Source organism: Paenibacillus naphthalenovorans (assembly GCF_900099895.1).
Classification (GTDB): Bacteria; Bacillota; Bacilli; order Paenibacillales; family NBRC-103111; genus Paenibacillus_G; species Paenibacillus_G naphthalenovorans.
Genome location: NZ_FNDY01000004.1, coordinates 74,505 through 87,150, shown reverse-complemented (window position 1 = coordinate 87,150; position 12,646 = coordinate 74,505). Strand labels below are relative to the sequence as shown.

At 50.1% G+C, this 12,646-nt stretch carries 12 protein-coding genes and 1 tRNA gene; 10 read left to right on the top strand and 3 right to left on the bottom strand.

All coding sequences use genetic code 11. From position 1 onward, the window contains the following. The first annotated feature begins 10 nt into the window (after positions 1–10). The 4 genes from sufD to sufB are packed head-to-tail and all read left to right on the top strand — an operon-like array spanning position 11 to position 4,371. Positions 11–1,324, top strand: a complete 1,314-nt coding sequence (gene sufD / locus BLT35_RS05725) for a Fe-S cluster assembly protein SufD (protein ID WP_074727258.1) — start codon at positions 11–13, stop codon at positions 1,322–1,324. Then, a complete protein-coding gene (locus BLT35_RS05720) occupies positions 1,321–2,547 on the top strand; it encodes a cysteine desulfurase (protein ID WP_062406909.1) in 1,227 nt (408 codons plus the stop codon). Before sufD ends, BLT35_RS05720 begins: the two co-directional genes overlap by 4 nt. Further along, positions 2,534–2,959 (top strand): Fe-S cluster assembly sulfur transfer protein SufU, encoded by a 426-nt coding sequence (gene sufU / locus BLT35_RS05715; protein ID WP_062406911.1) that lies wholly within the window; start codon positions 2,534–2,536, stop codon positions 2,957–2,959. The genes BLT35_RS05720 and sufU overlap by 14 nt, the downstream gene beginning before the upstream one ends. A gap of 14 nt (positions 2,960–2,973) precedes the next feature. Further along, positions 2,974–4,371, top strand: a complete 1,398-nt coding sequence (gene sufB / locus BLT35_RS05710) for a Fe-S cluster assembly protein SufB (RefSeq protein WP_062406913.1) — start codon at positions 2,974–2,976, stop codon at positions 4,369–4,371. A gap of 137 nt (positions 4,372–4,508) precedes the next feature. Here the strand turns inward: sufB and BLT35_RS05705 are convergent, their stop codons facing one another. Beyond that, entirely contained in the window at positions 4,509–4,967 is a 459-nt protein-coding gene (locus BLT35_RS05705; protein ID WP_062406915.1) for a hypothetical protein, read from the bottom strand. Between the two features lie 329 nt (positions 4,968–5,296). On the opposite strand from BLT35_RS05705, the gene BLT35_RS05700 reads away from it, so the two are divergent. Then, a tRNA-Lys gene (locus BLT35_RS05700) sits at positions 5,297–5,368 on the top strand. A 145-nt stretch (positions 5,369–5,513) separates the two neighbouring features. On the opposite strand, the gene BLT35_RS05695 is transcribed toward BLT35_RS05700, so the two are convergent. Together BLT35_RS05695 and BLT35_RS27780 are read right to left on the bottom strand one after the other, a co-directional pair. Further along, the gene (locus tag BLT35_RS05695; RefSeq protein WP_062410822.1) at positions 5,514–6,518 is read right to left on the bottom strand and encodes a ThiF family adenylyltransferase; all 1,005 of its coding nucleotides are present in this window, start codon (positions 6,516–6,518) and stop codon (positions 5,514–5,516) included. Between the two features lie 74 nt (positions 6,519–6,592). Then, entirely contained in the window at positions 6,593–7,309 is a 717-nt protein-coding gene (locus tag BLT35_RS27780) for a molybdenum cofactor biosynthesis protein (RefSeq protein ID WP_054819308.1), read from the bottom strand. A gap of 131 nt (positions 7,310–7,440) precedes the next feature. On the opposite strand from BLT35_RS27780, the gene BLT35_RS26785 reads away from it, so the two are divergent. From BLT35_RS26785 to yfkAB, 5 genes are all read left to right on the top strand, one after another. Beyond that, positions 7,441–7,590: a hypothetical protein gene (locus BLT35_RS26785; RefSeq protein ID WP_160327335.1), complete on the top strand. Its 150-nt coding sequence runs from the start codon at positions 7,441–7,443 to the stop codon at positions 7,588–7,590. Between the two features lie 232 nt (positions 7,591–7,822). Then, on the top strand, positions 7,823–9,277 hold the full coding sequence (locus BLT35_RS05685) for a bifunctional metallophosphatase/5'-nucleotidase (protein WP_074727341.1): 1,455 nt from the start codon (positions 7,823–7,825) through the stop codon (positions 9,275–9,277). 23 nt (positions 9,278–9,300) lie between these two features. Next, positions 9,301–10,107: an undecaprenyl-diphosphate phosphatase gene (locus BLT35_RS05680; RefSeq protein ID WP_062406917.1), complete on the top strand. Its 807-nt coding sequence runs from the start codon at positions 9,301–9,303 to the stop codon at positions 10,105–10,107. Between the two features lie 115 nt (positions 10,108–10,222). Beyond that, the gene (locus BLT35_RS05675) at positions 10,223–11,347 is read left to right on the top strand and encodes an HD-GYP domain-containing protein (RefSeq protein WP_074727257.1); all 1,125 of its coding nucleotides are present in this window, start codon (positions 10,223–10,225) and stop codon (positions 11,345–11,347) included. Between the two features lie 158 nt (positions 11,348–11,505). Next, positions 11,506–12,621: a radical SAM/CxCxxxxC motif protein YfkAB gene (gene yfkAB, locus BLT35_RS05670; protein ID WP_367888774.1), complete on the top strand. Its 1,116-nt coding sequence runs from the start codon at positions 11,506–11,508 to the stop codon at positions 12,619–12,621. The last annotated feature ends 25 nt before the right edge of the window (positions 12,622–12,646 follow it).

The following is a 12,646-nucleotide window of genomic DNA, read 5'->3' as shown; positions in this document are numbered from 1 at the left end:
GGAATTATCAATGAGTACACAAACCGTTCTTCCCATCGATCGTGCGAGCTTGGTGGAGCAGTCCAAAGCAAGACGGGAGCCGGAATGGATGACCGCGTTGCGCGAAGAGGCGCTGGAGCTGGCAGGATCGCTGGAATTGCCCAAATTGGAAAAAACAAGAATCGACCGTTGGAATCTTCAATCCTTCGGAAACTATAAACCGGTAAAGGCCGCCCGTTCTCTCGACGAGCTGCCAGCCGAAGCCAAGAGCTTGCTTCAAAACGAAGGTCAGGGACAGCCGGATAATTTGCTGGTGCAGCATAATTCAGGCGTGATCTACAGCAGCATATCCGAATCGCTGAAGCGGCAAGGCGTGATTTTTACCAGTCTGGAAGAAGCATTGAACCTTCACGGAGATCTGGTGAAGCCGTATTTCATGAGCGTCGTGGACAAAAGCGAGAACCGCTTGACCGCGCTGCACACGGCATTATGGAGCGGCGGCGTATTCTTGTACGTGCCCAAGAACGTTCAGGTGGAAGTGCCTGTCCAAGCGTTGTTCATAACCGATGACGGAGAAGCCGTCTTCTCCCCGCATGTTCTGATCGTAGCCGAACAGCATGCCTCGGTTACTTACGTTGACAATTTCATCTCACAAGGCAAGCTCAACGGTTTGGTCTATAACGGCGTGGCAGAGGTCGTTGTTAAACCCGAAGCCAAGGTTACTTTCGCTTCCGTTCACAACCTGGACGAGAGCGTAACAAATTTGACTTACCGCCGCGCCGTGGTAGAAAACGACGCCAGCGTGGAATGGATTATCGGAGAGATGCATTACGGCAACGCGATGTCCGATACGACGACCCTCCTGAAGGGCAAAGGATCGAATTCGGATGCCAAAGTCATTTGCGTTGGTACCGAGGATCAAAAACTGAACGTAACGACCCGTGCGGTACACTTTGGCAAGCATTCCGAGAGCAATATGATTACCCGTGCGGTCATGCGCGATACGGCGACAGCGATTTTTAACGGTGTGACAAAAATTGAAAAAGGCGCGACCAAAGCCAATGGTGAACAAACCGAAAAGGTACTGATGCTGAGCCCGAAAGCGCGAGGCGATGCAAACCCGATTCTGCTTATCGACGAAGACGATGTGAAAGCGGGCCATGCCGCATCTGTAGGCCAGGTTAATCCGGAACAAGTTTATTATCTCATGTCCAGGGGTATTTCAAAACAAGAGGCTGAGCGCTTGATCATCTACGGGTTTTTGGATCCGGTGGTATCCAAGATTCCATTAGAGCAAATCGGATCGCAGCTGCGTCAGCTGGTCGAAAGGAAGCTGGGACAATGAATACGGCAGAACTCCGGGAGCTGTTTCCCATTCTTCATCAGGAAGTGAATGGTCATCCTCTGGTATATCTGGACTCGGCGGCTACGTCCCAGAAACCGGTGTCCGTCATCGAGGCGGTTAAACATTATTATGAGTGGGATAATTCTAATGTGCACCGCGGTGTGCATACTCTTGGTTCAAGGGCAACGGATGCTTATGAAGGGGCGCGCGAAAAGCTGCGCCGCTTCATTAATGCAAAATTCACGGAAGAAGTTATTTTTACCCGCGGTACGACGACAGCCCTCAATCTGGTAGCTTCCAGCTATGCGAGAGCCGTATGCCAAAAGGGAGACGAGATCGTGATTACTCCGATGGAGCATCACAGCAATCTCATACCATGGCAGCAGGTGGCCAAGGCGACCGGAGCTGTCTTAAAATATATTCCGCTCCAAAAAGACGGGACCATTAGCTTGGCGGATGTAGAAAAAACGATTACCGGCAATACCAAGATCGTATCCGTGACTTATGTTTCTAACGTGCTTGGAGTAGTGAATCCGGTAAAGGAAATTGCCGAGATTGCCCATCGGAACGGAGCCAAAATCGTCGTAGACGGCGCGCAAAGCACACCCCATTTGAAGGTTGACGTTCAGGCGCTGGATTGCGATTTCTACGCTTTGTCCGGTCACAAAATGTGCGGCCCCACTGGAATTGGCGCGCTGTACGGCAAGAAGGAACTTCTTCAGGAAATGGAACCGATCGAGTTCGGCGGCGAAATGATTGATCATGTCGGACTGTTCGAATCTACATGGAAGGACCTGCCGTGGAAGTTCGAAGGGGGAACGCCGATTATTGCAGGGGCTGTCGGCCTCGGCGCAGCCATCGATTTTCTCGAGAGCATTGGAATGGATGTTATCGACAAGCATGAGAAGGAGCTTACGGCATACGCTCTGGAGCGGATGCTTGAAATTGAAGGGCTGACCGTCTACGGTCCGCAGAAAGACCGGGCGGGGCTGATCACCTTTAACTTGGATGATGTGCATCCTCACGATGTCGCAACCGTTCTTGACGCTAACGGTGTCGCCGTCCGTGCGGGACACCATTGCTGCCAGCCGCTGATGCGTTGGCTTAATGTAACGGCTACCGCGCGCGCAAGCTTTTATCTTTATAATAACGAAACCGATGTAGACCGTTTGATCGCTTCTCTAATCAAAGCAAAGGAGTATTTCGGTCATGCAATTGGATGATTTGTACCGCAGAGTCATTATGGATCATTATAAAAATCCGCGTAACCGCGGCACCTTTGAAGGCGAAGCGGTCAGCATCAATCTCAACAATCCAACCTGCGGAGATAAAATCCAGCTCCAAATGCAGGTGGAAGACGGTAAGGTCAAAGCGGCCAGGTTTTTGGGCGAAGGATGCTCGATCAGTCTCTCTTCCGCATCCATGATGACAGATGCCGTTAAGGGCAAAACGTTGGAAGAAGCGCTTGAGATGGCTGAGAAATTTTCCGGGCTGATGAAGGGCGAAAACGTTGAATTCGAATATGAGGATTTGGAAGCATTGTCCGGCGTGAATAAATTTCCGGCCCGGATCAAATGCGCCACACTTGCTTGGAATGCCTTGCGAAAAGGTATTGAACAATCCAATGCGAAATAAGGAGGCTGAGAACGATGGCAAAAAAAATGCCGGAACTCGGAGAGTATAAATATGGTTTTCGTGACGAGCACAAAGCCGTATTTCAAAGCGGTAAAGGGCTGACCCCGGAAATCGTAACGGAAATTTCCAGAATGAAGGGCGAACCGGAATGGATGCTGGAATTCCGTTTGAAATCCCTGGAGCAGTTTATGAAGATGCCATTGCCGCGTTGGGGCGGAAATATGGATGATCTCGATTTTAACGATATCCAATATTATGTAAAACCTTCCGAAAAACAAGGTAAAACTTGGGAGGAAGTTCCAACCGAAATTAAAGAAACGTTCGACAAGCTGGGAATTCCGGAAGCGGAACAGAAGTTTTTGGCCGGCGTCTCTGCCCAATATGAATCGGAAGTTGTTTATCACAGCATGCAGAAGGACCTGGAAGATCAGGGCGTTCTGTTTATGGATACGGACACGGCTCTTAAAGAGCATCCGGAAATTTTCAAAAAATATTTCGGAACGATTGTTCCTCCCAGCGATAACAAGTTCGCTGCACTGAACAGCGCCGTATGGTCCGGCGGCAGCTTCATCTATGTACCGAAGGGCGTAAAGGTGGAAATACCGCTGCAGGCTTACTTCCGGATCAACTCCGAGAACATGGGGCAGTTCGAGCGGACGCTGATCATCGCCGATGAAGGCAGCTTCGTGCACTATGTCGAAGGCTGTACGGCGCCGGTTTACAGCACCAACTCGCTGCACAGCGCCGTCGTTGAAATTATTTGCTTGAAGGACTCCCGCGTACGTTATACGACGATCCAGAACTGGGCTCCAAATATCTACAACCTCGTTACCAAACGGGCCGTAGCTGAAGAGAATGCTACAATGGAATGGGTCGACGGCAACATTGGTTCGAAATTGACCATGAAGTATCCTGCCGTTGTTCTTAAAGGCCGCGGCGCTAAAGGCATGGTATTGTCTATCGCTGTTGCCGGCAAAGGACAGCATCAGGATGCAGGCGCCAAAATGATACATCTGGCTCCGGATACGACTTCGACGATTGTCTCGAAATCGATCAGCAAGCACGGCGGTAAGGTCACTTATCGCGGTCTGGCCTCCTTTGGGCGCAACTCCCAGGGCTCGAAAGCCAACATCAAATGCGATACGCTGATTATGGATAATCAGTCGACGTCCGATACGATCCCGTATAACGAGATCATGAATGATAACATCACGCTGGAGCATGAAGCGACGGTCTCCAAAGTATCCGAGGATCAGCTCTTCTATCTGATGAGCCGCGGATTGACGGAAGCGGAAGCGACCCAGATGATCGTTATGGGCTTCATTGAGCCGTTCACCAAAGAGCTGCCGATGGAATATGCGGTCGAAATGAACCGTTTGATCAAGTTTGAGATGGAGGGAAGTATAGGATAATTCCTTTTCGAAGCAAATACGTGTCCGCTGTGACTTTCACGCTTGCGTGCCAGTCGCTCGGACACGTATTTTATTTTATGCCGGTTCAAGGAAGCGGAGATCCGGGAGGGTTCTTCCTCTTTTTGTGGTTTCATGCTTCAGCTTGATAAACGGTTATTACGGATAAATTTAAAATTTCCATAATCAATAACGATGATTTTTCCTTTTTTGTTCAGCCGTAAGTTTTGAAAATTGGGTTTACCGGTACGGCGTCTCATAATTTCATATGGAATGACCCCATTTTTCTTGAATAATTTTTTTAGTTTGTACAATTTTCGTTTATATTTTTTTGATTTTGGGAACTTCTTGGAATACTTTTTCATGATTAACCAGTCATATCTGCGCCCATGCTTTTTTATTTTGCCAAGATGCTTTTTTATCTTATAAGTAGAGGATTTATAGACAACAAACTCTTTTTTATTGCTTCTGATCCCGCCCTTTGGTTTAGCAATCTTTATCACCGTGCCATTACCCAAATCATATACTAGTCGCCGTGCGCCTGATCCAATCTTTTTTTTTCCTTTAATTTTCTTCCTGATTTTATACCTAATTATCACGGCTGAATGACCTCCGTTTGTTAAAAAATTGTAAATATCACCATTATTATAATGCGAAAAAATGGAATGGCTTGGACGAAATCTCCCCATTTTTAGATTGTGTTACATTTGCTCTATCATCAAACCCCGGTAAATTTTGTCTTCTATTGTGAAAGACTTGATGAGAAATACGGGCATAAAACAGCGACACGTAGGACAACTTACGAAAGTTCGAATGTTGAATATGAGCAGACTTGGCCCCGAGCCCATCGGGGTTATTTTTTTGAGGTGGGAGGTTCCGAGAGGGACTTTATTTTTTTATCGTAAAGTGCTATAATAAAAAACAGTTCAGGTCCGTAGCTCAATGGCAGAGCAACCGGCTCTTAACCGGTAGGTTGTGGGTTCGACCCCCACCGGGCCTATATCTGAATTTCCTCTTGCCGACCTCTCGTTAGGTCGGTTTTTATTTGTATAGAACAAATCGATATACCGGGGAACTTGCTGATCGTTATGATAAAAAAGGCAGCCTCGCTCTTCCTGGAATCGCAGGAGAAGCGAGGCTGATAATTACATACCGATATAACGGCTGTATAAGCTTTTGGCGGCTACAGGATCGTCTGTTCCTTGAACGATCATTCGGCCGTCCGGAAATAAAACAAGCGTGATGTCATTTTCCAAGTGAAGCTTGAGCAAAAACGGATTCAACTCCAGACGGCCGAGTGGACGGAGCTTGTCGGCCCATTCGCCCAGAGAAAGCGCGGATGGCCGTACAGGTTGAATTTGTACGGAATTTCGCCCGCATAACGTTTGAATGGTTTCTTCCTGAACGCTGGCGTTTAAATAATCAAACCGGCGTTCTCCACAGCAAGGGCAATCGGCCTTCCTCGCCTTGGAAACATCGACGGCGGCGTATTGATTATACCATAAGTCCCAATGAATCATCTTGCGGTTTCTCTGACTATCGGCGCCGATCAGCACTTTAAGCGCTTCTGCTCCCTGATGTGAAGCGACCGTATGAATGATCGGTCCGATGACGCCCGCCGTATCACAGGTCTCCGTCGTTCCTTGTTCCGGAGGTTGTCCGAACAGGCAGCGCAGACAGGGGGTTTCTCCCGGTACGATGGTTAGACTGACGCCCCGTGAACTGACCGCACCCCCGTATATCCACGGAATACCGTGCTTGACGCTTACGTCATTGATCAGGAAGCGAACGGCAAAATTGTCTGTTCCGTCAAGAATGAGGTCGACGTCCTTCAGCAGGTCTTCTGCATTCGACCAGTTGAGATCGGTCACTACGGGTTCGATCGTCACGGAGGAGTTGGCGGCGCGCAGCCGCGCAGCTCCGGCCTCGGCTTTAGGAGCCGAACCGGCGGCATCGGCCTCATCATAAAGCATCTGTCTCTGCAGGTTGCTTCTCTCAACGAAGTCCCGGTCGATCAACCGTACAAAGCCGACCCCGGCTCGTACCATATGGTTCGACAGCACGGTACCCAGCGCACCCATGCCGACAATGGCCACGCGGGCTTTTTGAAGCTTGGCTTGGCCTTCCTTGCCGATCGGTGCGAACAGGATCTGCCGGGAATAGCGTTCCGGGTCGGGAGCTGAAGCTTGTGCAGCAGCAGCCGAGGATTGTACGTCCTGTACGGTCACTTTGAGACACCTCCTTGACCCGGTATCTCTGCCGTAGGGTTCCAAGGCCCAAGCTGATGCCCTTTCCATTCGGAGCCGTCTTCCCATATTTCCTTTTTCCAGATCGGGACAATCTGCTTCAGCCGCTCAATGGCATAGCGGCTTGATTCATATGCGGCATCCCGGTGCGGAGAGGAGACGGCGATGACAACGCTGATTTCTCCAACCGGAACAGAGCCCAGACGATGAGTAATGGCGATAAGTGTTCCCGGGTATCTGGCGGCGATTTCGTCCCCGATCTGATGCATTGTGCGAAGCGCCATAGGCTCGTAGGCTTCGTATTCCAGCAGGGTCGTCCTTTTGCCGTGTGTAAACTCTCTGGTGGTTCCAATGAACGTCAGTGCAGCGCCGTGATGAGGATGCAGTACTTTAGCCGTTACTTGATCAATGGAAATGGGGGCCCGTGTAAGCTCCATGTTTTCCGGTTCGCCTCCGGATACGGGAGGAATGACCGCTACCTCGTCCTGTTCGCTTATGAATACGTTCTCATCGGCGTAGGCTTGATTCACGGCGATGAAGGAACCGGCGAGCGGTGCGGCGATTTCGGGATATAATTCAGCCAGCTTCGTTTTGAGCTGAGACGGGGTCAGCTTATCTTCTTCAACATCCAGCTCCAGCACGGGGGAGCCTATGCTTTCGGCCAAGCCGGCAAAAAGCAGAAGTTTGAGCTTCATGGTTGTCACTCCATTCTGGCAGCGCCGCCTATCGGCAGACTCTGTTTTTACTATTCAGCATACCATATTTTTAGGAATAAATGATATAATAGATAAGAAGTTCCGAGAAAGAAATCGGAGGTATATTGAGGGTGCTCCAAGTATATGATGATGTAAGGGGTGACGTCCGCTATTTGGCTGGCGAGCTTGCGGCCCTTTGTCCCGAATCGTTTTTGGCCCGCAACCGTGTGAAGGGCGTAAACGGCAAAACGATCGATTGGAGCACCCGATATACGGCATGAATCTCTCGGCCGTGCGGCCGATCCGGCCGCACGCCGATCCGTTTGCAGGCCGCGGCAGGTGTCTTCACGTGAAAAGTGTTGTGAAATTTTGTGTCTTATTACGATGAAAAGTCGGGGATGGAGGCAACCAGCGGTTTCAATAACACAATCACGCCTGGGCAGCTGCGAAACCCGCATCCGGAACATGGAATTCATATTCTAATTATCGCACTCGAAGGAAGGTGGCCTTGTGATTCCGGAGCGGATTAGGCTTCGTATCCTTCATACGAACGATATTCACAGCCATTTTGAACAATTGCCCCGCATCGCTTCGATCATCGCAAGCCTTCGGCAGGAAGCAGGGGCGGAACATACGCTTTCGCTTGATATTGGAGACCATATCGACCGGATGCGCCCCGAAACGGAGGGAACCGGAGGGCTTGCCAATATTGCGCTGCTGAATGCGATTGGCTACGATGCCGTTACATTGGGGAACAACGAGGGGTTAACTTGCACGCCTGAAGTGCTGAACGAGTTGTACGGAAAGCATGCACGGAGCAAAGTAGTGATTGCCAACCTGCGGGACGCTGAAACAGGAAGCCTGCCTTTGTGGGCGAGTCCTTATGCAATTTTTAATAAATCGGGTATTCAAATCGGAGTTATCGGCGTTACAGCCCGCTTTACTGATTTTTACCGCTTGTTGGGGTGGAATGTATCTGATCCGTTCGAGGCTGTCGCATCACTGGCGGCAGAGCTTCGTCCGAAGGTGGACGTCCTTATTGTGATGTCCCATTTGGGGCTGCGCAACGATGAGAGAATGGCGGCCGAGATTCCGGGCATCGACCTCATTCTGGGCGGACATACCCATCATTTGCTGGAGGAACCGATTCGTTCAGGCCGTACGCTGATATGCGCCGCAGGTAAATTCGGCCAGTACGTCGGGGTAGTCGATTTGGAGCTGGATGCCGTCTCCAAGCGCTTACTTCACGCCGAAGGCGGTGTGAAGGCGGCTGCCGAATCCGAAGAGGAAGAAAGCATTCGATTACAGATTCAGCAATACGCTGTAAAGGCTAAAGCTTCTCTTGACCGGGAGGTTGCTCGGATCGATTGTGATTTGGACGTGGATTGGTACGGCGAGTCCAGATTAGGGAATCTGCTTGCTGCCGGCTTGCGCGATTGGGTTGGAGCCGAGATCGGGCTGGTGAACGCCGGTCAGCTGCTCGGAGGGCTGCCCCAAGGCCCGGTGTCGGCAGGAATGCTGCTCGAATTGTGCCCATCGCCGATCAATCCTTGCCGAATGAAGCTGAGCGGGGCACAACTGCTCACAGCGTTGGAGGAATCGCTGCTTCCCGAATTTATGAACAAGCCGCTCTATGGCTTCGGCTTCCGGGGCAAAGTGCTCGGTACACTCTGTGTGGACGGGATAACCATCGAGTATGATCCCGAGGCGGCTCCCTACTCGCGCATACTTTCCGTTCGTGTAGGGACGGAAGCTCTAGAACTGGAGCGTCTGTATACCGTAGGAACCATCGACATGTTTACATTTCGGATCGGTTACCTTTCGATCGCAGAAGGCTTGGAACCCGAATTTTTTATGCCCGAATTTTTGCGGGATGTACTCCTTAAGGAGCTGCATAACGCCAGAGCCATGAAGGACAGCAGCCGCAAGCGCTGGGTTCGCATGAATGGACAAGCGGCACCCCATTAATCCGTTTCAGAGGTGGGAAGCCTGTGTACGATTGGTGGGTAGCGGTAGTAATAGGTATTGTGGAAGGGGTAACGGAATTTTTGCCTGTCTCCTCTACAGGCCATATGATATTGGCGGGTACTCTGCTTGGGGTATCTGAAGCCGACGAGCGGATGAAATCTTTTGAAATCGTCATTCAGCTCGGCGCCATATTGGCAGTGGCTATCGTGTATTGGAAACGGATTGCAGGACTATTCAGATTCGGAAATAAGAAACAAGCAGCACGTAAAGGCTTGAATTTGCTGCATATTCTGCTTGCGATCCTCCCGGCAATGACGGTCGCATATCTGCTGAGTGATTGGATCAAAGAGCGTCTGTTCTCGCCGGAAACGGTGCTGATTGGTCTTGTGCTTGGAGGCATACTGCTGATTATCGGAGAAAAACAGCAGTCCGCTGTCACGGCCGATGATGTGGACAAGCTGAGTTACTATCAGGCCTTTATGATCGGATTATGGCAGATTGTCGCGCTCTGGCCCGGCTTTTCCCGTTCGGGATCGACGATTGCAGGCGGTATGCTGGCCGGAGCAAGCCGGAGCGCCGCTGCCGATTTTTCGTTTATTATTGCCATTCCCGTGATGGTCGCGGCTACCGGGTATGAGATGTTAAAGAGTGCCGGAAGCTTTTCTTCCGCCGATTTCGGTTTTTTCGCCATCGGCTTTGCCGTTTCATTTGTCGTGGCACTGCTGGCGGTGGTGACGTTTATCAAGTTCGTGCAGAGGTTTAGCTTGACCTTTTTCGCTTATTACCGGTTTGTCCTTGCCGCACTGTTCTGGTTTTTTCTTCTATTGTAACTTTTTTGTCGATTTATGAAAAAAAATATTGCTCTTTTTCATTGAATCCGATACGCTAGGGGTATAGGGTATCAGATTTTTTGAATTATTTTAGAAAGAAGATGTGGTTAGTCCTATGCGCTTGCTCCCGATCGGCAAAGTAGAGTCCGGTATGAGGCTCGCAAAAAGAATTTATAATTCGGAAGGACTCCCGCTGCTGATGGAACAAGTCGAATTGACCCAAACCATGATTCGACGACTTATGGATCTCGGAGTCGATTTCGTCTACATCGATGACCCGAGAACCCGTGACATCACGGTTGAGGATGCGATTTCCGAAGAGACACGGATTCGGGCCATCTCGCAAATACGCCGTTCCTTCCGACAGCTGATGGGGGATCAGATGAAGCGTACATCCATTACCGGACTCCAGCTTGGCAAGGAATTTCGCAGTGTCATGGACATGATCCTTAACGATTTGAGCAATCATAAAGAATCGATGATTATGCTGACCCATATCAGCGCAATGGATGACTATTTATACCATCATTCGATGAATGTTTGCGTCTATTCGACGATGCTCGGCATGGCTCATGGCTATTCCCGGGACGAATTGATGACACTTGGCATAGGGGCGCTGCTGCACGATATCGGCAAGACCCAAATTCCGTTAGAGCTGCTGCGCAAAAAGGAACCTTTAACGGAAAAAGAATACGATTTAATCAAGCAGCATGCCGTGTACGGTTTTCAATTTCTAAAGGACGAGCCCAACATCCCGCTGATTGCGGCGCACTGCGCTCTCCAGCATCATGAACGGATGGACGGCAGCGGATATCCCCGGGGGTTGAAGGGAGACGAAATTCACGAATATGCGCGTCTCATCGGCCTGGTTGATTCTTATGATGCCATGACGACACACCGCGTGTACCGGAATGCGCTGCTGCCTCATCAGGCGCTGGAAATCCTTTTTACAGGCTCCGGAACCTTATATGAGACGGAAAAAATTGAATTGTTCCGCGATAAAATCGCCATCTATCCGATCGGCATTACCGTTACTCTGAGTACGGGTGAAAAAGGGGTTGTCGTTGATTTGAATTCGAAGGTGCCGCATCGTCCGGTCATTCGGCTTCTGCAGGATGCCGAGGGTCAGGAACTGAAGGACACGCCGGAAATCGACTTGTCCAAAGCCTTGTCGGTAACGATCACCGGCGTGAATGATATGGATGTGCCTCCTCCTCGCGGCACTCAAGTCCGTGCATAAGAATAAAGCCCGAAACCCGGTAAAAGGTTCTCGGGCTTTGGTTTTCTTTTTAAACTTATTAAGATACAATAAAGAATAGATATTTTATCAAGAGGTTTATACTATTTTATATAGAATCAGGTGTAGAAATAATGTCCGAACGTTTCAACGTAATTTCAATGCCGAAGGCGGAACTGACGCCGCTTTCTCCTGAATACGACCCCTGGGATCCGCTTCGTTCGATCCAATTGTACGGAGAACACCGTCTTACGAGCATCGAGCTTACCGTAACCAATTTATGCAATATGCGCTGCGAGCACTGCGCGGTAGGCGAGACGCTGACGATGACCGAAGGACCGCGCATTCCGCTGAGCACGATTTTGAACCGGCTCGATGAGGTGGAGGATCTGCAGACGATCAGCATTACCGGCGGCGAGCCAAGCTATCATGAAAAGACCGTCAAGGAATACATCGTGCCGATTCTCCGTTATGCCCGCGAGCGCGGAGTCCGCTCACAGATCAATTCCAACATAACTTTGGATCTTTCGAGGTATGAGCTTCTTGCTCCTTATCTTGACGTGATGCATATCTCATTTAATTATTTAAGTGCGGACGACTTCTACGAAGTCGGTTTTGCGCGGACGGATCGCCGCGTATCCAAAGAATTGGCCGCCAAACTGTATGACCGTATGATGAACAATGCGGCCGAGCTTTCCAAAGGCGGCATGTTCGTATCCGCCGAGTCGATGATTAATTACCGTACACATGAGAAGCTGCCTGAAATTCACCAATTGATACGGCAAATGGGCTGCAAGCGCCATGAGGTGCACCCTATGTATCCGAGTGCGTTCGCTTCCAGACTGCCGGTCCTTCAATTGGATCAGACCCGCGAAGCGATCCACCGGCTTCTCGATCATAGGGACAAAGAGCTGTGGATGCTGTTCGGTACGCTTCCGTTTTACGCCTGCAGCAGCAATGAAGAGGATTGGAAGATCGTAAGCCGGCTTCGTTCCGAGCCGAATGTGACCGTGCGCAACGATCCTGACGGACGAAATCGGCTGAATGTGAATTTGTTCACGGGCGATGTGTTCGTCACGGACTTTTCCGATGTTCCTGCACTGGGCAATATTCACAAGGATAAGTTGAATCAAGTGTACGAAAGATGGAAACGGCACCCTTTGCGCGAATCCGTGAACTGTTATTGTGAAGCGGCAGCATGCTGCGGACCGAATCTTCTTGTCGCCGACACCTATTACAAAGACGTGGATTTTAAGGCGCGCCGTGCGGTAATGTAAGGGACTGCAATTTATAAAGCAGAGG